This is a genomic window from Micromonospora sp. LOL_025, from assembly GCF_048060285.1.
GTDB lineage: Bacteria > Actinomycetota > Actinomycetes > Mycobacteriales > Micromonosporaceae > Micromonospora.
The window spans coordinates 268,104-293,146 of sequence record NZ_JBHMIR010000002.1 but is presented as its reverse complement, the minus strand read 5'-3'; the positions used below and the strand labels follow the sequence as shown (position 1 = coordinate 293,146).

General features: G+C 73.0%; 21 protein-coding genes. 16 read left to right on the top strand and 5 right to left on the bottom strand.

The features are described from left to right. Positions 1-224 precede the first annotated feature (224 nt). The 7 genes from rpsB to ACFHW0_RS04000 all read left to right on the top strand — a co-directional run bounded on the left by rpsB (position 225) and on the right by ACFHW0_RS04000 (position 7,860). The gene (gene rpsB, locus ACFHW0_RS04030; protein ID WP_416605531.1) at positions 225-1,211 is read left to right on the top strand and encodes a 30S ribosomal protein S2; all 987 of its coding nucleotides are present in this window, start codon (positions 225-227) and stop codon (positions 1,209-1,211) included. A 135-nt stretch (positions 1,212-1,346) separates the two neighbouring features. Next, the gene (gene tsf / locus ACFHW0_RS04025; protein WP_121396087.1) at positions 1,347-2,177 is read left to right on the top strand and encodes a translation elongation factor Ts; all 831 of its coding nucleotides are present in this window, start codon (positions 1,347-1,349) and stop codon (positions 2,175-2,177) included. Positions 2,178-2,337: 160 nt separating this feature from the next. Next, positions 2,338-3,105 (top strand): UMP kinase, encoded by a 768-nt coding sequence (pyrH, locus tag ACFHW0_RS04020; protein WP_416605530.1) that lies wholly within the window; start codon positions 2,338-2,340, stop codon positions 3,103-3,105. 76 nt (positions 3,106-3,181) lie between these two features. Further along, positions 3,182-3,739: a ribosome recycling factor gene (frr, locus tag ACFHW0_RS04015; protein ID WP_089001534.1), complete on the top strand. Its 558-nt coding sequence runs from the start codon at positions 3,182-3,184 to the stop codon at positions 3,737-3,739. Positions 3,740-4,032: 293 nt separating this feature from the next. Continuing rightward, positions 4,033-5,235 carry a phosphatidate cytidylyltransferase gene (locus ACFHW0_RS04010; RefSeq protein WP_416605529.1) on the top strand — a complete coding sequence of 401 codons (1,203 nt, stop codon included), beginning with the start codon at positions 4,033-4,035 and terminating at the stop codon, positions 5,233-5,235. A gap of 104 nt (positions 5,236-5,339) precedes the next feature. After that, positions 5,340-6,491, top strand: a complete 1,152-nt coding sequence (gene rlmN / locus ACFHW0_RS04005; protein WP_416605528.1) for a 23S rRNA (adenine(2503)-C(2))-methyltransferase RlmN — start codon at positions 5,340-5,342, stop codon at positions 6,489-6,491. Between the two features lie 31 nt (positions 6,492-6,522). Next, on the top strand, positions 6,523-7,860 hold the full coding sequence (locus tag ACFHW0_RS04000; protein ID WP_416605526.1) for a DivIVA domain-containing protein: 1,338 nt from the start codon (positions 6,523-6,525) through the stop codon (positions 7,858-7,860). A 100-nt stretch (positions 7,861-7,960) separates the two neighbouring features. On the opposite strand, the gene ACFHW0_RS03995 is transcribed toward ACFHW0_RS04000, so the two are convergent. Continuing rightward, positions 7,961-8,182 (bottom strand): DUF2631 domain-containing protein, encoded by a 222-nt coding sequence (locus ACFHW0_RS03995; protein WP_121396083.1) that lies wholly within the window; start codon positions 8,180-8,182, stop codon positions 7,961-7,963. A 272-nt stretch (positions 8,183-8,454) separates the two neighbouring features. On the opposite strand from ACFHW0_RS03995, the gene ACFHW0_RS03990 reads away from it, so the two are divergent. Further along, complete coding sequence (locus tag ACFHW0_RS03990) at positions 8,455-10,047, top strand: Rieske 2Fe-2S domain-containing protein (protein WP_416605525.1); 1,593 nt, start codon at positions 8,455-8,457, stop codon at positions 10,045-10,047. A gap of 154 nt (positions 10,048-10,201) precedes the next feature. Here ACFHW0_RS03990 and ACFHW0_RS03985 read toward each other — a convergent pair whose 3' ends face one another. Beyond that, the gene (locus ACFHW0_RS03985; RefSeq protein WP_416605523.1) at positions 10,202-11,797 is read right to left on the bottom strand and encodes a phytoene desaturase family protein; all 1,596 of its coding nucleotides are present in this window, start codon (positions 11,795-11,797) and stop codon (positions 10,202-10,204) included. Positions 11,798-11,979: 182 nt separating this feature from the next. Between ACFHW0_RS03985 and ACFHW0_RS03980 the strand changes: the two genes are divergently transcribed. Continuing rightward, positions 11,980-12,633 (top strand): hypothetical protein, encoded by a 654-nt coding sequence (locus ACFHW0_RS03980; protein WP_416605522.1) that lies wholly within the window; start codon positions 11,980-11,982, stop codon positions 12,631-12,633. Positions 12,634-12,686: 53 nt separating this feature from the next. Here the strand turns inward: ACFHW0_RS03980 and ACFHW0_RS03975 are convergent, their stop codons facing one another. Further along, on the bottom strand, positions 12,687-13,415 hold the full coding sequence (locus tag ACFHW0_RS03975) for a TetR/AcrR family transcriptional regulator (RefSeq protein ID WP_416605521.1): 729 nt from the start codon (positions 13,413-13,415) through the stop codon (positions 12,687-12,689). Between the two features lie 103 nt (positions 13,416-13,518). Between ACFHW0_RS03975 and ACFHW0_RS03970 the strand changes: the two genes are divergently transcribed. Next, positions 13,519-15,702 carry an MMPL family transporter gene (locus tag ACFHW0_RS03970; RefSeq protein WP_416605520.1) on the top strand — a complete coding sequence of 728 codons (2,184 nt, stop codon included), beginning with the start codon at positions 13,519-13,521 and terminating at the stop codon, positions 15,700-15,702. A 71-nt stretch (positions 15,703-15,773) separates the two neighbouring features. Next, positions 15,774-16,937: an alkaline phosphatase PhoX gene (locus ACFHW0_RS03965; protein ID WP_416605518.1), complete on the top strand. Its 1,164-nt coding sequence runs from the start codon at positions 15,774-15,776 to the stop codon at positions 16,935-16,937. Here ACFHW0_RS03965 and ACFHW0_RS03960 read toward each other — a convergent pair. Further along, complete coding sequence (locus ACFHW0_RS03960) at positions 16,907-17,827, bottom strand: YhjD/YihY/BrkB family envelope integrity protein (RefSeq protein ID WP_416605517.1); 921 nt, start codon at positions 17,825-17,827, stop codon at positions 16,907-16,909. The genes ACFHW0_RS03965 and ACFHW0_RS03960 overlap by 31 nt on opposite strands. 51 nt (positions 17,828-17,878) lie before the next feature. On the opposite strand from ACFHW0_RS03960, the gene ACFHW0_RS03955 reads away from it, so the two are divergent. Then, entirely contained in the window at positions 17,879-18,433 is a 555-nt protein-coding gene (locus ACFHW0_RS03955) for a GNAT family N-acetyltransferase (RefSeq protein WP_416605515.1), read from the top strand. 93 nt (positions 18,434-18,526) lie between these two features. On the opposite strand, the gene ACFHW0_RS03950 is transcribed toward ACFHW0_RS03955, so the two are convergent. Beyond that, a complete protein-coding gene (locus ACFHW0_RS03950; RefSeq protein WP_416605513.1) occupies positions 18,527-19,843 on the bottom strand; it encodes a family 43 glycosylhydrolase in 1,317 nt (438 codons plus the stop codon). 524 nt (positions 19,844-20,367) lie between these two features. Between ACFHW0_RS03950 and dxr the strand changes: the two genes are divergently transcribed. From dxr to ACFHW0_RS03930, 4 genes are all read left to right on the top strand, one after another. Then, a complete protein-coding gene (gene dxr / locus ACFHW0_RS03945) occupies positions 20,368-21,582 on the top strand; it encodes a 1-deoxy-D-xylulose-5-phosphate reductoisomerase (RefSeq protein WP_416605512.1) in 1,215 nt (404 codons plus the stop codon). After that, on the top strand, positions 21,582-22,832 hold the full coding sequence (locus tag ACFHW0_RS03940; RefSeq protein WP_416605511.1) for a M50 family metallopeptidase: 1,251 nt from the start codon (positions 21,582-21,584) through the stop codon (positions 22,830-22,832). Before dxr ends, ACFHW0_RS03940 begins: the two co-directional genes overlap by 1 nt. 9 nt (positions 22,833-22,841) lie before the next feature. After that, a complete protein-coding gene (gene ispG / locus ACFHW0_RS03935; protein WP_366638410.1) occupies positions 22,842-24,014 on the top strand; it encodes a flavodoxin-dependent (E)-4-hydroxy-3-methylbut-2-enyl-diphosphate synthase in 1,173 nt (390 codons plus the stop codon). 91 nt (positions 24,015-24,105) lie between these two features. Then, positions 24,106-24,945, top strand: coding sequence for a DUF4081 domain-containing GNAT family N-acetyltransferase (locus ACFHW0_RS03930; RefSeq protein WP_121396071.1), 840 nt, complete (start codon positions 24,106-24,108; stop codon positions 24,943-24,945). Positions 24,946-25,043 lie beyond the last annotated feature (98 nt).

The following is a 25,043-nucleotide window of genomic DNA, read 5'->3' as shown; positions in this document are numbered from 1 at the left end:
CTTCCCCGCACCCGAGGCATCGGGGGCGGGGAAGGGGCGTACACTGGTCGACTGGCGACCGCCTCGCGCGGTCGACCTCGCGCGCCCTCTCCACGAGCCGTCGTGGGGCGACGGCCTCCCTGGTCCCGATCTTGGTCGGGCCCGCCATGGCCGCCGACCGGGCGCCAGGACGCCCGGCCGCCTGGCCGGGCGGGACAACCAGGGACCACGAGGAGTACCCCACCATGGCCGTCGTGACCATGCGTCAGCTGCTGGAGAGCGGTGTCCACTTCGGGCACCAGACCCGGCGCTGGAACCCGAAGATGAAGCGTTTCATCTTCACCGAGCGCAACGGTATCTACATCATCGACCTGCGCCAGACCCTCGACTACATCGAGAAGGCCTACTCGTTCGTGCGCGGGACCGTCGCCGAGGGTGGCAGCATCCTCTTCGTCGGCACCAAGAAGCAGGCCCAGGAGGCCATCGCCGAGCAGGCGACCCGGGTCGGTCAGCCGTACGTCAACCACCGCTGGCTCGGCGGCATGCTGACCAACTTCCAGACGGTCTACAAGCGGCTCCAGCGGATGAAGGAGCTGGAGGCTCTGGGTGACCTGAGCGGCACCGCCGCCGGCTACACCAAGAAGGAGACCCTGCAGCTCTCCCGCGAGAAGATCAAGCTGACCCGCACGCTCGGCGGTCTGCGGGACATGCAGAAGCTCCCGGCCGCGATCTGGGTGGTCGACACCAAGAAGGAGCACATCGCCGTCGACGAGGCCCGCAAGCTGGGCATCCCGGTGATCGCGGTGCTGGACACCAACTGCGACCCGGACGAGGTCGACTTCCCGATCCCGGGCAACGACGACGCGATCCGCTCGGCCGAGCTGCTGACCAAGGTCGTGGCCGCCGCCGTCGCCGACGGCCTGATCGCCCGTTCCGGCCGTCGTCGTGGCAGCGACGAGAAGCCGGAGCCGGGCGTCGCCTCCGACGAGCCGCTGGCCGAGTGGGAGCGCGAGCTGCTCGAGGAGCCGAAGAAGGCCGACGAGCAGGCCCCCCAGGCCGAGCAGGCCCCGCAGGCCGAGCAGGCTCCGCAGGCCGAGCAGGCCCCGCAGGCCGAGCAGGCCCCGCAGGCCGAGCAGGCCCAGCCGGTCGAGCAGGCTCCGCAGGCCGAGCAGGCCCCGCGGGCCGAGCAGGCCCAGCCGGTCGAGCAGCCGGCGACCGCCGCCGCGGAGTGACCGCACCGCCGCTTTCCCGCCGCCCGTTCTCCCGGGCGGCGGGGAGCGGCAGGTACGCCGGGCACGTCGCGCCCGGATCCGGGTAACCGGCACCAGGACCAACCCACCCGCAGTCTCAACACCGAAGAGAGAGCCATGTCCAACTTCACCGCCGCGGACGTCAAGAAGCTCCGCGACCTCACCGGCGCCGGCATGATGGACTGCAAGAAGGCGCTGACCGAGGCCGAGGGCGACTTCGACAAGGCCGTCGAGATCCTGCGCGTCAAGGGCGCCAAGGACGTCGGCAAGCGGGCCGGCCGTACGGCCGCCAACGGTCTGATCGCCCACTCCGGCAAGGCGCTGCTCGAACTCAACTGCGAGACCGACTTCGTCGCCAAGACCGACGCCTTCATCGAGCTGGCCCAGCAGCTGGTGGAGCACGGCGAGCGCAGCGGCGTCGGCACCGCCGAGGAGCTGCTCGCCACCGAGCTGGACGGCAAGACCGTCGCCGACCTGGTGCAGGAGCAGTCCGCCAAGATCGGCGAGAAGCTCGTCCTCAACCGCTTCGCCAAGCTCGACGGCACCACCGCCGTCTACCTGCACCGCAAGAGCCAGGACCTGCCCCCGGCGGTCGGCGTGCTGGTGCAGTACACGAGCACGGCCGGCGACGAGGCGTCCGACTCGGACGCCCGGGGTGTGGCGATGCAGATCGCCGCCATGCGGCCGAAGTACCTCACCCGGGACGAGGTGCCGGCCGACGTCGTCGAGTCCGAGCGGCGCATCGCCGAGCAGACCGCCCGCGAGGAGAACAAGCCCGAGGCGGCCCTGCCGAAGATCGTCGAGGGTCGGGTGAACGCGTTCTTCAAGGACTACGTCCTGCTGGAGCAGGCGTCGGTCGCCGACAACAAGAAGTCGGTGAAGCAGCTGCTGGCCGAGGCCGGCATCGAGGTCACCCGCTTCGTGCGGTTCGAGGTCGGCCAGGCCTGAGCCGCCCCGGGCGCTCCGCGCGCCGCGGGCAGGGAAACGTCGACGAGGAGGCCGCCGGTGTACGTGACAGGCACCGCGGCCTCCTCGTCACATAGGGTCGGCTACGGCAGTTTCGCGGTACGGGGCGTACGGGACGTGCGCATGGGGAAGGGCGGGGCGGATGACGCAGGTTGTGAGTGACCGGAGTCTGGCGGCGGACGATCCGACGGCGCCACCCCCCGGTCGGGCCCGCCGGGTGGTGCTGAAGCTCTCCGGTGAGGTGTTCGGCGGGGGCGCGATCGGGGTGGACCCGGACGTCGTACAGGCCATCGCCCGGCAGATCGCCACCGTGGTCCGCCGCGGCGTGCAGGTCTCGGTGGTGGTCGGCGGCGGCAACTTCTTCCGGGGCGCGGAGTTGCAGAAGCGCGGCATGGACCGGGCCCGGGCCGACTACATGGGCATGCTCGGCACCGTGATGAACTGCCTCGCGTTGCAGGACTTCCTGGAGAAGGAGGGCATCGAGACGCGCGTGCAGAGCGCGATCACGATGGCCCAGGTCGCCGAGCCCTACATCCCGCTGCGCGCCATCCGGCACCTGGAGAAGGGCCGCGTGGTGATCTTCGGCGCGGGCGCCGGGATGCCCTACTTCTCCACCGACACGGTGGCCGCCCAGCGGGCCCTGGAGATCCGCGCCGACGTGGTGCTGATGAGCAAGAACGGCGTGGACGGCGTCTACACCGCCGACCCGCGCCTCGACCCGACCGCCAGCAAGTTCGACTCGATCACCTTCTCCGAGGTGCTGCGGCGTAACCTGCGGGTCGCCGACGCCGCCGCGTTCAGCCTGTGCATGGAGAACGGCCTGCCGATGCTGGTCTTCGGCGCGCAGGGCGACGACACCATCATCCGGGCCGTGGGTGGCGACAAGATCGGCACCCTGATCACCGCCTGAGCGGTCTGACCCCGACCTCAGCGGTTCCTCCGACACGACAAGCCCACGACGAGCACAGAAGGAGGCGAGGAGACCGGTGATCGACGACACCCTCCTCGAGGCCGAGGAGAAGATGGAGCGTGCGATCGAGCACGCCAAGGAGGAGTTCGGCGCGATCCGCACCGGTCGCGCCAACGCCGCCATGTTCTCCAAGATCATCATCGACTACTACGGCAGCCCCACGCCGCTGCCCCAGATGGCGTCCATCGGGGTTCCCGAGCCGCGCATGGTGATCATCAAGCCGTACGACAACTCGCAGATCAACGCCATGGAGAAGGCGATCCGCGACTCCGACCTCGGCGCCAACCCGAACAACGAGGGCAACCAGCTCCGCATCCTGCTCCCGCAGATGACCGAGGAGCGCCGCCGAGAGATGATCAAGGTCGCCCGGCACAAGGGCGAGGAGGCCAAGGTGGCCATCCGCAACATCCGCCGCAAGGGCAAGGAAGAGCTGGACCGGCTCGTCAAGGACGGCGAGGTCGGCGAGGACGACGGCCGCCGCGCCGAGAAGGAACTCGACGACCTGACCCAGCGCTTCGTCGCCGCCGTCGACGACCTGGTCAAGCACAAGGAGAACGAGCTTCTCGAGGTGTGAGCCGTACGCCGGCACCTTACCGGCGACGACGGCATCGTGGCACCGGCGCTCCACCGTCCGATCACGGGCGGCGGGCCCGGTGCCACCGTCGTAGGAGGGCCGCACGGGGCCGGTCCGACGTGAGGGATCGGTGGGTGCAGTAGGCTCGGCAGGATTCCCGGCCACCCTGCGGTGAACGCTGGGGATCGGCCGGCCGTCGGGCGGGTCGACCGGACGGAACAGTCGCGCGGTAGGGGAATGGTTGTGGTTGTGCGTCATCTGGTGGATCTCGTACCGGTCCCGCTCGGTGCGTGATGTCCCACCTCGATCCCCACGGCAGCGCCGAGCCCCGCGGCTGGGACCGCCCCGACGCTCCCGCCCCCGCACCGGCGCCCGCCCTCCCCTGGCCGGAGCCCGAGATCGATCCGGGCCAGTGGCACCGCCGGCCCGCCGTGCTCCCCGACGCGTACGCCGAGGCGCCGGCCCGCTCCCGTCCGCAGGCCGACGTGGCGGCGGCCGGTGACCCGGCGGCGATGAACGGCCACCGCGACCATCCCGACGACTCCGAATACCCGACCACCCAGCTCGAACCGGTCCGGGACGTCGAGCCGGAGCCGGAGCCCGCGCGGCCCCCGGGCCGCCGGCAGCGCGGTCGACGCCGGGCCGGCGCCGACCGGCCCCCGACCCGGCAGCCCGTCCCGAGCCGGGCCGGGCGCAACCTCCCGGCGGCCATCGCCGTCGGCGTGGGCCTCGGCGCCCTGATCGTGGTGCCGCTGTTCTTCTACCGGACCGCCTTCCTGGTGGTGGTGGCAGCGGCGGTCGCCGTCGGCATGTGGGAGATGGCCCGGGCGGTACGCCGCAGCGGCGCGCACCCACCGCTGGTGCCGCTGATCGCCGGCGGGGTGCTCACCATCGGGCTGGCCTGGTTCTCCGGTCCCGACGCGCTCAGCCTCGGCCTGCTGGTGACCGTGCTGGGCACCATGGTCTGGCGGCTCGGCGACGGGCCGGGCGGCTTCCAGCGCGACCTGACCGCCGCCACCCTCATCGCGGTGTACGTCCCGTTCCTCGGCGGCTTCGCCGCGCTGCTGGCGGCGGTGCCCGAGGACGGTGACCTGCGGGTGCTGGTGACGCTGGCCGCGGTGGTCCTCTCCGACACCGGCGGGTACGCCGCCGGCGTCAGCTTCGGCAAGCACCCGATGGCCCCCTCGGTGAGCCCGAAGAAGTCCTGGGAGGGCTTCGCCGGCTCGGTCGCCGCCGCGGCGCTGGGCAGCGCCCTGCTGCTCTGGCTGCTCCTGGACGTGGCCCCGTGGTGGGGCGCGCTCTTCGGGTTGGCGGTCTCCGGCGCCGCCGTCCTCGGTGACCTCGCCGAGTCCATGATCAAGCGGGACCTCGGGGTGAAGGACATGAGCAACCTGCTCCCGGGGCACGGCGGCCTGATGGACCGGTTGGATTCGATCCTCTTCGCGCTGCCGACCGCGTACCTGCTCCTGGCGGTCTTCGTCCCGGTGCTGGAGTGAGGCGTGAATCACCCGTCGTCAGTGGTCCCGCCCGGGCGGCGGGGGGCGATTCGGCACCTCCGGACAGGTGTGTCGGCCGTCCGGCGTGACAGACTGGACGCGCCATGACGAGCTTGCCCCTGATCCCCGCAGACCCCGACGCCCCCGGGCGGCGGCCCGCGATGCCCCCCCGTCACCTCGCCGATCTCGACCTCGCCGGCCGCCGGGCCCTGGTCACCGAGCTGGGGGAGCCGGCGTTCCGCGCCAAGCAGGTCTCCACCCACTACTTCGGTCGGCTGGTGCGTGATCCGGGGCAGATGACCGACCTGCCGGCCGCCACCCGGGAGAAGCTCGCCGACCAGCTCCTGCCCCGGCTGCTCACCCCGGTCCGCGAGCTGGCCTGCGACGACGGCGCGACCCGCAAGGCGCTCTGGCGGCTGCACGACGGCTCGCTGGTGGAGAGCGTGCTGATGGGTTATCCGGACCGCGTCACCGTCTGCATCTCCAGCCAGGCCGGCTGCGGCATGGCCTGCCCGTTCTGCGCCACCGGCCAGGCGGGACTGACCCGCAACCTCTCCACCGCCGAGATCGTCGACCAGGCGGTCTACCTGGCCGGGGTGGCCGCCTCCGGAGCGGTGGCGGGTTCTCCGCCGCGCCTGTCGCACGTGGTCTTCATGGGCATGGGCGAGCCGCTGGCGAACTACTCCCGGGTGGTCGCGGCGATCCGTCGGCTGGTCGCCCCGGCGCCCGAGGGGCTCGGGCTGTCGCAGCGTCACATCACGGTCTCCACGGTCGGCCTGGTCCCGGCCATCCGCCGACTGGCCAGCGAAGACCTCTCGGTGACCCTTGCGTTGTCGCTGCACGCCCCCGATGATGAGCTGCGCGACGAACTCGTGCCGGTCAACCAGCGCTGGAAGGTGTCCGAGGTGCTGGACGCGGCGTGGGACTACGCGGCCCGCACAGGGCGTCGCGTGTCGATCGAGTACGCCATGATCAGGGACGTGAACGACCAGCCGTGGAGAGCCGATCTGCTCGGGCGGCTGCTGGCCGGGAAGCTGACCCACGTGAACCTCATCCCCCTCAACCCGACTCCGGGCAGCCGTTGGGACGCCAGCCCCAAGCCGGTCGAGCGGGAGTTCGTCCGGCGGTTGCGCGAGGCCGGGGTGTCGACGACCGTGCGGGACACCCGGGGTCGCGAGATCGACGGAGCGTGCGGGCAGCTCGCCGCCGCCGAGGACATGGACACCGACACCGACCGGGCCGGGGAGAAGGCGTGACCGGGCGTAGCGAACGAGACCAGGAGACATAGTGGCGAGTCAGGGTCAGCGTTTCCGGCGTAAGGCGCTCCGCCGGGGATACAAGGTCGACGAGGTCGACGCCTTCCTGGATCGGGTCGAGGCGACGCTCGACGGCCGGCCGGTGGGTGCCCCCGTCGCCTCCCAGGAGGTCCACGACGTCGTCTTCCGGGTCCGCTTCAACGGCTACGACGAGTGGCAGGTCGACCTGCACCTCGACCGGGTCGAGCGGCAGCTGGCCGAGCTGGAGGAGCGCGGTGGCGCCGGCGGCCGCGGCGGCGACCCCCGCGACGCCGACCGGATGGGTCCGCCCGACCGCCTGGGTCCGCCCGACCGGATGGGTCCCCCGGACCGCATGGGCCCGCCGGTGCGCGACGACCGCGGCATGTCGCCGGTCCCGCAGCCGATGCCGCCCCGGCCGATGCCGGCGCAGGCCGGTCCGCCCGGCGACCGCTACGGCCGCTACGACGAGCCCACCGGTGCCTTCGCCGGTGGTTACGACGCCCCCCGGGGCGGCTACGAGCCGCCGCGCGGCCCCGGCCCGATGGGACCGAACGCCCCGATGGGCCACGGTGCTCCGCCGCCGCGCGGCCTGCCCGCCGGCCCCAGCGGCTACGGCGACGGTCCCGGCGGCTACGGCGACCGCCCCGGCGGCTACGGCGACGGTCCCGGCGGCTACGGCGACGGCCCCGGCGGCTACGGCGACGGCCCCGGCAAGTACGCCGACGCCCCGGGTGGTGGCTACGGCGACGGTCCGGGCGGTGGCTACGGCGACGGTCCGGGTAACTACGGCGACCGTCCGGGCGGCTACGGCGACGGCCCCGGTGGCTACGGCGACGAGCCGCGTTTCGACGGGTTCGAGGCCGGCCGGCGCGCTCGCGCCGACATGACCGCCGAGATCCGGATGCCCGAGCGGGACCTGCGTGACCTGCGGGGCCGCGGCCCGGCCGGGCCCCCTCCGCAGCCGCAGCCGGGCTTCGGCGGTCCGCCGCACGCCGGTCCGCCGCACGCCGGCCCGCCGGTCGGTGGCCCACCCGTTGGTGGCGCACCCGTCGGTGGCCCGCCGCCGATGGCGGGCCCGCCGATGGCCGGCCCGCCCGGCAGCGACCTCTACCGCGTCGACCAGATCCGGCGCAGCTTCCAGGTGCGCCGGTTCGGCAGCGGGTACGACCCCGACCAGGTCGACCGGTTCTTCGACACGCTGCTGGGCGGCATGCAGGGGCGCAACCCGATGCCGGTGAACCCGAAGGAACTGGACACACTGCGTTTCGGGCTGGTACCCGGCGGCTACTTCGAGGCCGAGGTCGACGCCGCGCTCAAGGACGTGCAGGACATCCTGTTCGGCCGCTGATCCGCGTACGGCGAGGGCCCGCTCCCCGGTCGGGGGCGGGCCCTCGTGCGTGTGGCCTCCGGCGCGCGGACCGGTGCGACGCCGGCTGACGCGGGTGCGGTCAGGACCGCAGGCCGTTGCGCCGCAGCACGGTGTCGCCGATGACGATGAGCAGCAGCAGCACGGCCAGGCCGATCAGCCAGATGTTCTCGACCCTGCCCTCGTGGTTGCCGCAGAGCATCGCCAGCAGGGCCAGCGCGGAGACAACCGCGCCGATCCGCCCGGACTTGCGGTGCCCGGGCTTGTGCTGGTCTGGCGACGTTACCGGCTCGCTTCCTGCCACTGTCGGTCCTTCCCTCGCGATCGGATCTCCGGTTAGTCTGGCACGCCCCGTGCCGGGCCCGGCGCTGGGTCCGACCGATGGGGCGGACCGCACGATCCGACCGTGCGAGGCGGGCGCCGGCCCGGAGGACGTGCGCGGGCCGGCAGGTGGGGACCAAGGGCCCGGCTCCGCACGGGCGTATCGGCACTACCGGCGTCGCGGGTAGGTCGCCAGACTCCCTCCGGTAGCGTTTCTGGCGTACACCTTGTTTGTCGTTTTGAGGGGGAACTGCGGTGCGAGTGACCGGTACGGGGCACGCCAGCATGCGGATCGACACGGCCGCGGGCAGCATCCTGTGCGACCCGTGGGTCAATCCGGCCTATTTCGCCTCGTGGTTCCCGTTTCCGGACAACTCCCTGCTCGACTGGGAGACGCTCGGCGACGTCGACTACCTCTACGTCTCCCACCTGCACCGGGACCACTTCGACGCGGCGCACCTGAAGCGCTTCGTGTCGAAGTCGGCCACCGTGCTGCTGCCCGCGTTCCCCACCTCCGAGATGGAGGACGAGCTGCGGGAGCTGGGCTTCACCAAGTTCCTGAAGGCGCCGAACGAGCAGGTCGTGGAGCTGGACGGCGGCTTGAAGATCATGATCCAGGCGCTGACCAGCCCGACCGACGGCCCGATCGGCGACTCCTCGCTGTGGGTGGAGTACGACGGGGTCCGGCTGCTCAACCAGAACGACGCCCGCCCCACCGACCTGAGCGTCTTCGCCGAGCTGGGCCACGTGCACGCGCACATGCTCCAGTTCTCCGGCGCGATCTGGTACCCGATGGTCTACGAGCTGCCGCAGGCGGCGAAGACGGCGTTCGGCAAGCAGAAGCGGGACCGGCAGTTCGACCGCACCTGGCGCTACATCGACGACCTGAGGGCCGACCACGTCTTCCCGATCGCCGGCCCGCCCTGCTTCCTCGACGACGAGCTGTGGCAGTTCAACGACATCCACGGCGACGAGGGCAACATCTTCCCCGACCAGTCGGTCTTCCTGAGCGAGTACGCGAAGGTCGGCGGCACCAACGGCGTCGTGCTGCTCCCGGGCAGCGTCGCCGAGGTCACCACGGAGAGCTGCGAGACCAGCCACCCGGTGCCGGTGGAGGAGTTCTTCGCGAACAAGGTCGCCCACCTGGAGGAGATGCGCGAGCGCAAGCGGCCCGTCATCGAGGCCGAGAAGGCGTCCTGGCGGCACCCCGAGGTGGACGTGCTCAAGGAGATGCAGCGCCGCGTCGAGCCCCTGCTGGAGGAGTCGATCTACCTGGCCAAGGGGGTCGGCGGCCCGGTCCGCTTCGACCTGGTGGGCACCGACGACTCGGGCGGCGAGACGATTGAGTCGATCGTGGTGGACTTCCCCGGCAAGCAGGTCCGGCCGTACGCCGACGAGAAGGTCCGCTACCGGTTCCGTACGGAGCGGGCGCTGATCGAGCACCTGCTGCACATCGGCGAGGTGGACTGGGTCAACTCCCTCTTCCTCTCCTGCCGCTTCTCGGCGGCCCGGATCGGCCAGTACAACGAGTTCGTCTACGCCTTCTTCAAGTGCCTCTCCACGGAACGCCTCCAGTACGCCGAGGGCTGGTACGACGAGCACGAGCGGACCAGCGACGCCGAGGACATCACCCTCGGCGACTGGGTGGTGCAGCGGCGCTGCCCGCACCTGAAGGCCGACCTGACCCGGTTCGGCATCGTCGACGGCGACCAGCTCACCTGCCAGCTGCACGGCTGGAAGTTCGACCTGCCCAGCGGCCGCTGCCTGACCAGCGTCGGCCACAAGGTCCGCGCCCGCCGCGCCGACGAGCAGCACACCCCCGCCCAGCCGGCCAAACCGGCCAACTAACCCCCCGCCCCGCGCCCCGCCGCCCCTCCCGCGTCGATCATGCAGTTGTGGTGGGTGACAAAACCACCCCAAGTCGCCTGGATCGGGCACCATAACTGCATGATCGACGCTCCCGGGCACGGGGACGGGCGAGCAGGGGAGCGGGGGCGGGTGGTCAGCGGGAGAGGTCGGTGAGGATGCGGCGGGCCGCGTTGTGGCCGGCGGCGCCGATGACGCTGCCGGCCGGGTGGCAGCCGGCACTGCCGGCGTAGACGCCGTCGACGCCCGTGGCGTACGGCATCCGGTCCGTGAACGAGACCGTGTTGTCGACGTGGTGGATGTGCCCGCCGGTGATGCCGAAGTGCGCCTCGATGCCGGGTGGCGGCAGAGGCACCGCGTCGGCGATCAGGTCGCCGGTGCCGGGGGCGTACCGCTCGCAGATCCCGATCAGGCGGTCCACGTAGCCGGGCAGCGCCTCGTCCCAGGTGGTGCCGGCCAGCTCGTACGGCACCGACTGCACGAAGAGCGCCGACGAGTGGTGCCCCCGGCCGTCCGAGAGCGACGGGTCCACCGTGGTGTGCAGGTACCACTCGATGGTCGGCTCGTCGGGCAGCCGCCCCGCCTGCACGTCCGCCCACATGGCGCGCAGCGCCGCCATCGGCGGCTCGCCGCCCCCACCGGTCAGCGAGTCCGAGCCGGGCAGCAGGTGGATCGTCGAGCCGAACGGGCTCGGCGCGTCGCCGGGCAGGCAGGAGAAGCGGGGCAGGCCGGTCAGCGCCAGGTTGAGCTTGAGCGTGGTGCCGGGTCGGCGGACCGCCGCCATCCGGTCGGCCAGCGGCGCCGGGAGCGCGCCGTCGGGCAGCAGGTCCATCAGCCGGTACGGGTCACAGGCGCCGAGCACCACCCGGGCCGCGACCTCCCGCCCGTCGGCGAGGACCACCCCGCCCGCCGCGCCGCCGTCCAGGGTGATCGCGCTGACCGGCGCGCCGGTCAGAATCGTCGCGCCGGCGGCCCGGGCGGCGTCGGCGAAGACGCGCGACACGGTGCCCATCCCGCCCTCGGTGATCATCCACGTGCCGTCGGAGCCCGGCAGCCGGCACATGTTGTGGACGAGGAAGTTGTGCCCGGTGCCCGGGTCGTCGGGGCCGGCGTTGAGCCCGGAGAGGCCGTCGGTGACGGCGTACATGCTGACCAGCAGCTCGGAGCGGAAGTCGAAGCGGGCCAGGTGGTCGGCGACCGAGCCGCGGACCAGGTCGACGAAGACCTGCCGCAGCGCCGGCCGGACGTGCCGCTCGGCGGTCTCCTCGACGGGCAGCGGCTCGGCCAGCCAGGCCGGGGCGAGATCGTCGCGCAGCGCGGCCAGCTCGGCCTGGAGGGCGTCGTCGGCGGCCACGTCGGCGGGGCAGAAGAACTCCGCGAGCTGCGCCCGGGTGGCCGCCGCGTCGCTGCCGAAGAGCAGGTACGGCGAGCCGGGGCCGCCGGGGGTGGGCAGGAAGTAGTGCGGGTCGCGGCGCAGCACGGGGATGCGCACGTCCAGCGTGGCGAGCAGCTCCGGCGGCATCAGCCCGAGCAGGTACGACCCGGTGGAGTGGCGCAGCCCCGGCACCTTGCGGAACGGCGCCTCGGTGCGGGTGGCCCCGCCGACGACGTCCGCCGCCTCCAGCACCAGCACGTCCAGCCCGGCGCGGGCGAGCAGGATCGCGGACACCAGACCGTTGTGCCCGGCGCCGACGATCACCACGTCGGCCCGGGGCGGCAGCTCGTCACCCATGCCGGGGGAGCCTACTGCCCGCAGCCGCCGCCGGTCAGCCCTTCACCGCCTGTCGGCCGCTCGTCGTCGGCCGCCCGTTGCCGGCGGGCCCGGTGCCCCGGGAGCGACCGTGGGTCCCACAGTGCGGATCATGACGAAGGGGCAGGTGGAAGGGCAGGTTGGCCCCGGTAGGCTCGCCTGCCATGGCAGCACCCTTCGCCCTGCCCGCCCCCGCCCCGAACGCCGCGGTGATACCCACCGGGCGACGTCGTGCCCGGACCGGGCTGCCCGTCGCCCTGCTCCTCGTCCTGGCCGGGGTCGGCGGGCTCGTCGCGGCCGTCGCGGTCATCGGCGGGAGCCACCAGCCACGGTCACCCGTCGCGGGGCTCGTCGCGGCGAGCATGCTGGCGGCCCTCGGTGTGCCGGGCGGCCTGCTCCTCGTGGTGTTCTGGCGGCAACGGCGGACGAGGATCCTCGTCGACCACGTCGGCATGTGGTTCGACACGGGCACCCGGTGCCAGGTCATACCGTGGCGCACGCTCGCCGGCGTCGGCCTGTTCCACAGCCAGGGGCACAGGTCCAGCTTCCACTCCCTGGAGCTGTACCCGACGGGTCCCATCGACCGCGACGACCCGGTGCTGTGGACGCTGGTGCGCGAGGAGGAGCCGTTCCGCCCCGGGCTGCCCCGCCTGCGCCACCGGCTCCGGGTCGAGGCCGCCCACGTACCCGTGGCCGTGGCGGCGGTCCGCCACCACGCGCCGCACCTCTGGCTCGGTGAGTCCTGGCGCGAGCGCAGCCACGTCGGCCGGCCCGACCGGGCCGGGCACCGGGAGCGGACCCGGGCGCGAGGGCGGTAGCCCGTCCCGCCGATCTGCCGGCCCCAGACGCCCCGGAGACGCCGACGTGCCCCTCAGGAGGGCGCGTCGTCGCCCGTCGGCGCGTCGCCCCGCAGTTGGGCGGTGAACGTCTCCAGCTCCAGCTCGAACAGCGCCTCGGCGTCGGTGACCGCCCAGTCGAACTGGTGGAAGACCTCCATGGCCACCAGGCCGTAGAGCCGGGTCCAGCCGGAGAGGAAGGCGTACGCGACCTCGACCGGCACCTCGCCGTGGCTGAGCCGCAGCGGCTCCAGCCGCCGTCCGCCCAGGTGCCGCCGGAGCAGCTCGGGCGGCGGGGTGCGGAAGGGGGAGCGGCGCCAGAGGGCGAGGAACGGTCGGATGAAGACCGCGCCGAGGCGGGCGCCGGGATGGTCCGGGTCGGCGCAGTCGTCGACGGGGGCGTTGCGCCCGGGGGTCGGGGCGCCGAAGATCAGCCCGAACTCGGCGGGATGCGCCACGGACCAGGCGCGGAAGGTACGGGACATGGCCAGCAGCTGGTCGACCGGCTCGCCCCCGGCGTCGTCCCGGGCCGCCTCCAGCCGCAGCCGCAGCTCGTCGTAGAGGTCGCCGGCAAGCGCCGCGACGAGCGCCTCCAGGCTGGGGAAGTAGCGGTAGATGGCCGGCGCGGTCATGCCCATGTCGCGGGCGATGGCCCGCAGCGACACGGCGTCGGCCCCGCCCGTCACCAGCAGCCGCCGAGCCCCGTCCTTGATCTCGGCGACCGTCGCCGAGCGCAGGCGCTCCCGTCGGCTCGGTGCGCCCATCCGGCTGACTCCCTTGACCGAAACGACCGCCGTTGCGATAGTTAACGGCGTTCACTCAAATAAGCGATGGTCACAGCGTAGCCGTCGTCGGAGGGGGAGGCGAATGTTCGCCTGGTGGGGACACATGGTCGTGCGGCTGCGCTGGTCGGTGCTGGCCGCCGCCCTGGTGCTCGTCGCGGTCGGCTCCACCTGGGGGGTCGGGGTCTTCGGGCAGCTGACCGGCGGCGGCTTCGACGATCCGGCCAGCGAGTCCAGCCGGGCCGCCGAGCGGATCACCCGGGAGCTGGGGCCGCAGGGCGCCGACCTCGTCGTGCTCTGGTCCAGCGACGCCTCGACCGTCGACCAGCCCCACTTCCGTGACCCGGTCGCGGCCACCGTCGCCCGGCTGCGCGAGCGCCCGGAGATCACCAGCGTCACCACCTGGTACGACACCCAGGCCCCCGCGCTGCTCTCCACCGACCGCCGGGCCACCTACGCCCTGGTGCAGCTCCGCGCCGCCGACAAGGACGACAAGGCCGCCGCGTACGAGGAGCTGCGGCCGGCGCTCGCCGCGCCCGGCGTACGGACCGAGGTCGGCGGCGCCACGGCGGCCCTTCAGGAGTCGAACACCCAGACCACCAAGGACATCACCCGCGCGGAACTGCTCTCCATGCCGGTGCTCCTGGTGCTGCTCGTGCTGATCTTCGGCGGGCTGGTGGCCGCCTCCACGCCCCTGCTGATCGGCGGGCTCGCCATCCTCGGCGCGTTCGTCGCCGTCCGGCTGGTCAACATGGTCACCGACGTGTCGGTCTTCGCGATCAACGTCATCACCCTGATCGGCCTGGGCATGGCGGTCGACTACGCCCTCTTCGTGGTCAGCCGGTTCCGCGAGGAGTTGGCCGCCGGGCACGACACCCCGGCCGCGATCCGGCGGACCATGGCCACGGCCGGGCGGACGGTGCTGGTCTCCGGGCTCACCATCGCGACCGCCATGGCCAGCCTGCTGATCTTCCCGCAGGCGTTCCTGCGCTCGATGGCGCTCGGCGGGATGGCCGCCGTGCTGGTCGCCATGCTGGCGGCGTTGACCGTGCTGCCGGCCCTGCTCGCGGTGCTCGGCCACCGGATCGACGCGCTGCGCGTACCGCTGCCGTGGCGGCGTGGGGCGCGCGGTGCGCGGCCGGCGAACGGTGCGACGGGCGGCGCCTGGGCCCGGATCGCGCACAGCGTGATGCGCCGCCCGGTGCGCTACCTGGTCGGGGTGACCGTGCTGCTCCTGCTGCTGGCCACGCCGATCCTGCGGATGGAGTTCGGCGGGTTCGACGACCGGGTGCTGCCCGCGACCGCCGAGCCCCGGGTGGTCTCCGAGCGGATCGCCGCCGAGTTCCCCGGCGGCACGATCGCGCCGATCGACGTGCTGGTCTCCGGGGCGTCCCCGGAGCAGGTGCAGCCCTTCGCCGACCGGGTGGCCGCGGTGCCGGGCGTGACCGGGGTGCAGGTGGCGGCCAACCGGGGCGCGTCGACGCTGCTGACGGTGACCTACCCGGGAGAGCCGACCGGCGACGCGGCGCACGACGTGGTCCGGGCGCTGCGCGACCTGCCGCCGCCGGCCGACGCCGAGGTGCTCGTCGGTGGCCGGCCCGGCGTCGACCTCGACCTGATCGACGGTCTCGCCGAGCGGCTGCCCTGGATGGCCCTGCTGATGGCCGCCGCCATCCTGGTCCTGCTGTTCCTCGCCTTCGGTTCGGTGGTGCTGCCGGTCAAGGCGGTGCTGATGAACCTGGTGTCGATCGGCGCGTCGTTCGGCGTCGTGGTCTGGATCTTCCAGGACGGGCACTTCGCCGACCTGCTCGGCTTCACCCCGACCGGGTTCATCGAGCCGAGCAACCCGATCCTCATGCTCGCCGTGCTCTTCGGGCTGGCGACCGACTACGAGGTGTTCCTGCTCTCCCGGGTGCGCGAGGAGTGGGACCGCACGGGCGACAACACCGCGTCGGTGGCCGTCGCGCTCCAGCGCACCGGGCGGATCATCACCGCCGCCGCGCTGCTGCTGATCATCGTGGTGGCCGGCTTCGCGACGGGCGAGATGGCGTACATCAAGCTCATCGGGATCGGCATGATCGTGGCGATCGTGGTGGACGCGACGCTGGTCCGGGCGCTGCTGGTGCCGGCCACGATGCGGCTGCTCGGCCGCTGGAACTGGTGGGCCCCCGGCCCGCTGGCCCGGGTCTACCGCCGCTTCGGCATCAAGGAGTCCGACGAGCCCGGGCCGGCGGCTCCGGAGGCCCGTCACCCCGCGTTCACCAAATAGAGGCTTCCATCGATGCCCCGTCGGCCCTAGCGTCGACGGGGCATCGTCCCCGCACCCTCCGGGAGCCTCCGATGGACCGTCGTACCCTGCTGCGCGCCACCGTCGCCGGCGGCGCCGCCTTCGCCGGCAGTCTCTGGGCCGGCGCCGCGCTCGCCGCCCCCGCCCAACCCGGACCCGGCCCGTACGGCGATCTGCTCGCCGCCGACGGCAACGGCCTCCAGTTGCCGGCCGGCTTCACCAGCCGGGTCGTCGCCCGATCCGGGCAGCGGGTGCCCGGCACCTCGTACCTGTGGCACCTGGCTCCCGACGGCGGCGCCTGCTTCCCGGCCGGGGACGGCTGGATCTACGTCTCCAACTCCGAGGTGCCGCTGATCGGCGGCGCCTCCGCGGTGCGCTTCCGGGCCGACGGCTCGATCGCGGCGGCGTACCGGATCCTCGGCGGGACCAACGTCAACTGCGCCGGCGGGGCGACCCCCTGGGGCACCTGGCTGTCCTGCGAGGAGGTGCCGTTGGGGCGGGTGTTCGAGACCTGGCCGGACGGCAGCCGGGCGGCCGAGGAGCGGACCCGGATGGGCCGGTTCACCCACGAGGCGGCCGCCTGCGACCCGGATCGACGGGTGGTCTACCTGACCGAGGACGAGGACGACGGCTGCTTCTACCGTTTCGTCCCCGACACCTGGGGCGACCTGCGCACGGGGAAGGTGCAGGTGCTCTGCGCCCCGGCCGACCAGGTGACCGGGCCGGTGACCTGGCGGGACCTGCCGGACCGGGACGGCTTCCCGGTGCCGACGCGTTGGCAGGTCGGCGCGGCCCGACACTTCGACGGCGGTGAGGGGTGCTGGTACGACCGGGGCACCTGCTGGTTCACCACCAAGGGCGACAACCGGGTGTGGGCGTACGACGCGGTCAACCAGCGTCTCGACCTGGCGTACGACGACTCGCTGGTGCCGGCCGGGGCGGCGCCGCTGACCGGCGTCGACAACATCACCGGCACCGCCGGCGGGGACCTCTACGTCGCCGAGGACGGCGGCAACATGGAGATCAACGTCATCACCCGGGCCGGCGTGGTCGCCCCGTTCCTGCGCATCCTCGGCCAGTCCGGCTCGGAGATCACCGGCCCGGCGTTCTCCCCGGACGGGTCACGACTCTACTTCTCGTCCCAGCGCGGCGCCTCCGGCAACTCCACCGGCAGCGACGGGATCACCTACGAGGTCGCCGGCCCCTTCCGAGCCTGACCGTCGGGCCGCCCGGCCGGTGCGGCGCCGGCCCCGCCGTCGAGCGCGGCTTCGGCCGGCGCGGCGCCGCGGCGGTCGCGCCACCGGGACAGCGCGAGGGTGGCGGAGTAGCCGGCCAGCACGATCACGTGGAAGAGGTAGAGCCAGAGCAGGACCGCCACCCCCGCGCCGATCTCGTCGAAGCCCCCGAACGGCACCCCCAGGTCGATCGGGAGCGAGGCGAAGAGCACGAAGCCGTGCAGGAAGCCGGAGAGGTTGGCGGCGGTGAACGACCCGACGCCCAGCGCGGAGAGCCAGTCCGGCGACGCCGGGCCGACCACCCGGAACACCCAGAGCAGCACCGGGGTGAGCACCAGCCAGACCGCCAGGAACGACAGCACCACCCCCAGCGCGCCGGTCCAGCCGCCCTGCCGGACCAGCCCGGTCGTCGTGGGCAGCGCGAGCAGGATCGACAGCAGCAGGGCCGGGGCCGGCGCCAGCAGCGGCAGCAGCAGCAGCCGGCCCCGCCAGCCGACCAGCGACTCCTCGCTGCGCGGCACGGCGACCGAGACGAAGGCGCGGCGCAGCCCCTCGCCGTAGAGCGACGCCGGCAGCAGCGACGCCAGGGCCAGCAGCGGGGTCAGCCCCACCCCGGCCCCGACCAGCGCCTGCACCGCGTGGGGCGCGCCGATCGCGTCCGGCAGCGTGTCCACGGCGTACGAGGTGAGCCGGCGCACCCGCTCGGCCCCCGCCAGCAGCGAGGTCAGCCAGATCGCCAGCAGGGCCACCGGCACCACGGCGATCGCCCCGTAGAAGGTGATGGCGGCGGCGTGCAGGGACAGGTCCCGGCCCCGCAGCGGGCGGAACGCCGCACTGGTGATCCGCTTCGCCCGTTGCCATCCGCCGCCCATCGCGGCTTCTTTCCCCGTACCGTCCCGCGTCACTCATTATGATCACGGGACATGACCGTTCTCACCACCCAGCGCCTGGTACTGCGGGAGTGGACCGAGGACCCGGCCGACCTGGCCCGGCTCTTCGACATCTACTCCCGGCCCGAGGTCACCCGCTGGCTGGGCGCGCCCGGCCTGCCGCTGACGGACCCGGCGCAGGCCGCCGACCGGCTCGCGATGTGGCGGGAGCGGCACGCGGGGCACGGTGGCCGGTACGGCACCTGGGCGATCGAGGTCCGCGACACCGGCGTGGTGGCCGGCACGGTGCTGCTCAAGCCGCTGCCCGGCCGGGACGAGAGCGTGCCGACCGAGGACATCGAGGTGGGCTGGCACCTGCACCCCGACTCGTGGGGCCACGGGTACGCCACCGAGGCGGCCCGGGCGGCGGCGGCGCGGGAGCTGGCCGCCGGCACGCGGGAGGTGTACGCCGTCGTGGCGCCCGGCAACGAGGCGTCGATGGCGGTGGCCCGCCGGCTCGGCATGACCCACGTGGGACGGCGCTCGGACTGGTACGGCGGCGAGTCCCTGGAGACCTTAGTGCTGACCGCTCCCGTCGCCGGGGCCTGACCCCGCTCCGCGTGGAGATCCTGGTAGGAACCGGCCCCCGGAGGGGCACCTTCCCACCAGGATCTCCACGCCCTCTCGGCGCGGGCAGGGCGGCTACGCCACCTCGACGAAGTCGAGTTCCGCCCAGCGGCTCAGGTGGGTGAACCGGAGGGTGTTGAAGCCCGCGTTGAGCGTGACGTCGACGCCCACCTGGCGCCAGACGTCCCAGCCCGTGTCGGGGTAGGTGACGACCTTCGGGTTCGCGCCGTTGACCGTCAGCGTGTGCTGGGCGTCGCCGTAGCCGGCGGCGTAGGCGACGTGGGCGCGGTAGCCGCCGGCCCGGGGCGCGAAGACCGTGACCTCGACCCAGCTGTCCGCGTGGTCGATGTACGCCACCACCTGTCCCTGGGACGTGTTCGGGGCGGCGCGCACGGCGCACCGGTTGAGCCCGCCGCGCTCGGCCTCGTACCGCACCCGGCTGCCCCGCACCACGGGGTTCCCGCCGGCCCAGCCCAGCGCCGCCACGTACATGCCCCGGGCGGAGTAGTTGTTGATCCAGCCGTGGAAGACGATGTGGTCGCCGCCCGCCTCGCGCACCACGTCCGCGCCGCCCGGCCCGCGTACCGCCGAGTCCAGCGACGCGGTGGTCATCAGCGAGCGGTACGCCTTGGTGTACGGGCCGGTCAGCGAGGCGGACGTGGCGTAGCTGGTCTGGTAGCCGTCGCCGCCGTAGCCGCCGAGCGAGTAGAAGAGCACGTACTGCGCGCCGACCTTGGTCAGCACCGGCGCCTCGATGATGCCGCCCTCCTCGGCGCGACCGCTGCGCAGCAGCTCGACCCGGGCGCCCTGGAGGGTCACCCCGTCGGCCGCGACCCGTTGCAGCCAGAGGCTCGTCGGCTGGCCGATGGCGTTGCCGTCGTCCTTGTAGAGCAGGTAACGCAGGCCGGTGCTGTCGGTGAAGCTCGCCGCGTCGATGTCGCCACCCTCGCCGGCGTTGCAGACCAGCGGCTGGGTGCCGACGGAGGTGAACGGGCCGAGCGGCGACGTGGCCAGCGCGGCGCCCAGGCACTGCCGGCCGGTGGCCCGGCTGCGGGCGGTGTAGTAGAGCAGGTACCGCCCGTCGGCCCGCTGGGACACGTCGGGCGCCCAGGTCAGGCCCCCGTTGGCCCAGGCGCCGAGGGTCGGCATCGCGTCGGGCCGCCTGGTCCACGCCCCGGTCAGCGAGGTGGCCGTGGCGACCGGGACGTTGCCGTGGCCGTTGTTGGTGGAGTACGCGTAGTAGGTGCCGCCGAACTTGACGACGTCGGGGTCCGGGAAGTCGCTGGCGATGACCAGCGAAGGTGTCGTGGTGGCAGCCTGGGCCACTCCCGGGCTGACGAGCAGTGGGGCGGCGACCAGCACGGCCGCCAGCCAGACGAGAGCTCTCCGCATGACGAAAGTCAACCACAGTCATCGATGCGTGGAAAGTTTCCTTCGCGGGGGCAGAGTCTGAAGCGCGCCCAGGGATCGGCATCCCGTCCCCGGTCGCGTCCGGAGTGCCGACGGCGGCGCTGCTGTCCGCCTCTGCCCAGGTGCGGGCGGGGCTGTGGTGGCAGCGGTGCCATCAAGGAGCGCCGGTCGGCGGCACCCTCCGGCGGTGCTGAAGATCGGGTGACGTTCCGCCGGGCTCCGGGCCGCGTCCCGCCCGGGTGAGCGTCGACCGATCATGGGATGCGGGCTGGTACGGACGACGCCAAGGGGCGTGTGCTTTCGCGGCGCATCCGTCGCGCAGAAGGCAATGTGCGGTAGTCCAAGAAGCGCGTCGTCAGCGCCCACCGCGACGGCAACGCCCACCCCGGCGGACCTCCTCGACGAGGCGGCGCCGGAGGAAAGCGCGGAGGCATCGGAAGAGCAGGCCGAGGCGGAAGGCTGAGGCTCCCAGCGGGGGCACAGCGGTGGTGGGGAAGAATGGCCCGGTGACTTCGCTCCGGGAACTCGTCCTGCTCGGCTCCACCGGTTCGGTCGGCACACAGGCCATCGACATCGTGCGGCGTAACCCGGACCGGTTCCGGGTGGTCGCGCTCGGCGCCGGTGGCGGCAACGTCGAGCTGCTCGCCGCCCAGGCCCTCGAACTGCGCGTCGACGCGGTCGGCGTGGCGAAGGCGTCCGCCGCGCAGGACCTTCAGCTCGCGTTCTATGCCGAGGCGAGCCGGCGCGGCTGGAGCAGCGGGGACTTCAAGCTTCCCAAGATCGTGGCCGGCCCGGACGCGATGACCGAGCTGGCGCAGTGGCCCTGCGACGTCGTGCTCAACGGGGTGGTCGGCTCGCTCGGGCTCGCGCCGACGCTGGCCGCGCTGCGCGCCGGGCGTACGCTCGCGCTGGCCAACAAGGAGTCCCTCGTCGCCGGCGGCTCGCTGGTGAAGGCCGCCGTGACGCGGCCGGAGCAGATCGTCCCCGTCGACTCGGAGCACTCGGCGCTGGCCCAGTGCCTGCGCGGCGGCACCCGGGGCGAGGTGCGGCGGCTGGTCGTCACCGCCAGCGGCGGCCCGTTCCGGGGCAGGCGGCGCGACGAGTTGACGCAGGTCACGCCCGATCAGGCGCTCGCCCACCCGACCTGGAACATGGGGCCGGTCGTCACGATCAACTCCGCCACGATGGTCAACAAGGCGCTGGAGGTGATCGAGGCGCACGAGCTCTTCGACGTGCCGTACGCCGACATCGCCGTGATGGTGCACCCGCAGTCGGTGATCCACTCGATGGTCGAGTTCGTGGACGGGTCCACCCTCGCCCAGGCCAGCCCGCCGGACATGCGGCTGCCGATCGCGCTCGGCCTCGGCTGGCCCGACCGGGTCGCCGACGCCGCCGCCGCCGTCGACTGGACGAAGGCCCACACCTGGGAGTTCGCGCCGCTGGACGACGAGGCGTTCCCGGCGGTCGCGCTGGCGAAGGCCGCAGGCGAGGCCGGCCGCTGCCGGCCGGCGATCTACAACGCGGCGAACGAGGAGTGCGTGGCCGCCTTCGTGGCCGGGCGGCTGCCCTTCCTCGGCATCGTCGACACCCTCCGGCGGGTGCTGGAGGACGCTCCCGATTTCGACGAACCGGGTACCGTCGAGGACGTGCTCGCCGCGGAGTCGTGGGCGCGCGCGCACGCGCAGGAGATCATCATCGCGGGTTCGGTGGAAGGAGCTTGATGGCGTACCTGCTCGGGGTGGTGCTCTTCGCCCTCGCGATCCTCATCTCGGTGAGCCTGCACGAGGCGGGGCACATGCTCACCGCCAAGGCCTTCGGCATGAAGGTCACCCGCTACTTCGTCGGCTTCGGCCCCACGCTCTGGTCCTTCAAGCGGGGCGAGACGGAGTACGGCATCAAGGGCATCCCGCTCGGCGGCTTCTGCAAGATCGTCGGGATGACCCCCCAGGACGACGACGTCGACCCGGCCGACGAGCCGCGCGCGATGTGGCGGTTCCCGGTGTGGAAGCGGACGATCGTGATGTCCGCCGGCTCGATCACCCACTTCGCCCTCGCCCTGATCGCCCTCTGGATCATCGCGGTCTCCGCCGGCCTGCCCAACCCGGAGTTCCCGAGCACCGAGGCCGAGATCCGCAAGGAGCCGGCGGTCATCGCGCTGTCGAAGTGCGTGGTCCCGGAGAACACGCTGCGCGAGTGCACCACCGCCGACCCGGCCAGCCCGGCCGCCCAGGCGCAGCTGCGCGACGGTGACCGGATCACCGCCATCAACGGCACCCCGATCAACGACTACGGGCAGCTGCTCACCACCCTGCGCAGCCTCAAGCCGGGCGACACGGCGCAGATCGCGTACGTCCGCGACGGCCAGCCGGCCACGGCCAGCACGGTGCTCGCGCAGACCCAGCGGCCCCCGCTCGACGACCCGAAGGGCCAGGTCACCGCAGTCGCCGCGCTCGGCGTCGGCCTCGTGCCCAGCACCCCGACCCGGATCACGTACGGGCCGGTCGGCGCGTTCGGCGCGACCGCCGACTTCACCGGCGAGATGGCCGTCAACACCTTCGAGGCGATGAAGCGCATCCCGCAGAAGGTCCCGGCCCTCTGGACGGCGATCACCGGCGGCGAGCGGGACATCGACACCCCGATCAGCGTGGTCGGCGCCAGCCGGCTCGGCGGCGAGGCGGTGGAGAACAACGCCTGGCTGCTGTTCTTCATGCTCTTCGTCTCGCTGAACTTCTTCATCGGCGTGTTCAACCTGCTGCCGCTGCTGCCGCTCGACGGCGGGCACATCGCCATCGCCTGGTTCGAGCGGGCCCGCTCCTGGCTCTACGCCCGGATCGGCCGCGCCGACCCCGGGCGCGTCGACTACCTCAAGCTCATGCCCGTCACGTACGCGGTGATCCTGATCGGTGGCGTGTTCACGCTGCTGACCATCACCGCGGACGTCGTCAATCCGATCACGCTCTTCTCAAGGTGAGTGCCTGAAGTGACCGCTGTCAGTCTCGGTATCCCCTCCGTGCCGCCCCCGCCGCTCGCCCCGCGCCGGGTCAGCCGCCAGATCATGGTCGGTCCGGTGCCGGTCGGCGGGGGCGCGCCGGTGTCGGTGCAGTCGATGACCACCACCCTCACCTCCGACGTCAACGCCACGCTCCAGCAGATCGCCGAGCTGACCGCGTCCGGCTGCCAGATCGTCCGGGTCGCCGTGCCCAGCCAGGACGACGTGGAGGCGCTGCCGGCGATCGCGAGGAAGTCGCAGATCCCGGTGATCGCCGACATCCACTTCCAGCCGAAGTACGTCTTCGCCGCGATCGACGCCGGCTGCGCGGCCGTCCGGGTGAACCCGGGCAACATCCGCCAGTTCGACGACAAGGTCAAGGAGATCGCCAAGGCGGCCGGCGACGCGGGCGTGCCGATCCGGATCGGCGTCAACGCCGGCTCGCTGGACAAGCGGCTGCTCGCCAAGTATGGCAAGGCCACCGCCGAGGCGCTGGTCGAGTCGGCGCTGTGGGAGTGCTCGCTGTTCGAGGAGCACGGCTTCCGCGACATCAAGATCTCGGTCAAGCACAACGACCCGGTGGTGATGATCCGGGCGTACCGCCAGCTCGCCGAGAAGTGCGACTACCCGCTGCACCTGGGCGTCACCGAGGCCGGCCCGGCCTTCCAGGGCACCATCAAGTCGGCGGTCGCCTTCGGCGCGCTGCTGGCCGAGGGGATCGGCGACACGATCCGGGTCTCGCTGTCGGCGCCGCCGGTGGAGGAGATCAAGGTCGGCAACCAGATCCTGGAGTCGCTCGGGCTGCGCGAGCGGGGCCTGGAGATCGTCTCCTGCCCGTCCTGCGGTCGCGCCCAGGTCGACGTCTACAAGCTGGCCGAGGAGGTCACCGCCGGCCTGGAGGGGCTGCCGGTGCCGCTGCGGGTCGCGGTGATGGGCTGCGTCGTGAACGGCCCGGGCGAGGCCCGCGAGGCCGACCTCGGGGTGGCCTCCGGCAACGGCAAGGGCCAGATCTTCGTCAAGGGCAAGGTGGTCAAGACCGTGCCCGAGGCGCAGATCGTGGAGACCCTGATCGAGGAGGCGCTGCGCATCGCCGACGAGATGGGCGCGGAGCTGCCCGAGGAGCTGCGCAGCCTGCTGCCCGGTGCCACCGTCACCGTGCACTGACCCGTCGCGCCGTCGGCCGGGCGGTCACGGCGTCGGTCCCACTCGTCACTCGGCCCGCGCGGCACCGGGCGGATCTGGCAGGCTGGTATCCGTGCTGACGGTGCCGGTACGGCAACTGGGGGAGTCGGAGCGCCGCGCGGTCGAGCGGCTGCTCGACCTCGACCCGTTCGCGGGCGCGCAGGTCGCCGAGCGGATCACCGCGCGCGGCCTGGCCTGGTGGCGTGCGGAGGGGCGGGTGCTGGGCTACGGCAGCCGCCGCAACCTGGAGTCGATCTGCTGGCTCGGCGGCAACCTCACCCCCGTGCTCGCCACCGAGCCGGCCGTCGCCGCCTACGCCGACCTGCTCGCCGGCGAGGAGCGGCTCTGCTCGTCGATCGTGGGCCGGGCCGACGCGGTGCTCGGGCTCTGGGACCGCCTCTCCGCCGTCTGGGGGCCGGCCCGGGACGTACGCCCCAACCAGCCGTTGCTGGCGACCGACGCGCTGCCGGCGCTGCGGGCGGACCCGGAGGTGCGGCGGGTGCGCGCCAGCGAGGTCGACCGGCTCTTTCCGGCGGCGGTGGCGATGTACACCGAGGAGGTGGGCGTCTCGCCGCTCGCCGACGACGGCGGGCGCGGCTACCGGCGGCGGGTCACCGACCTGGTCCGGACCGGGCGGGCGTACGCCCGGTTCGTCGACGGCCAGGTGGTGTTCAAGGCCGAGCTGGCGGTGGTGACCCGCCGGACCGCCCAGGTGCAGGGCGTCTGGGTGGCGCCCGACTGGCGGGGCCGGGGCATCGCGTCGGCGGCGATGGCGGCGGTGGTGCGTGACGCGCTGCTGCGGGTCGCCCCGACCGTCAGCCTCTACGTCAACGACTTCAACCTGCCGGCCCGCCGGGTCTACGAGCGCTGCGGGTTCCGCCCGGTCGGCACGCTCGCCACCGTGCTCTTCTGAGCCGTCCCGCGCGGCGTCCGCGTGGGACGGCCCTCTGTCGGCGCGGCCCCCTGTCGGCGCGGCCCACGCCGTCGGCCTCCGGGCAGGTGAACGGCGGG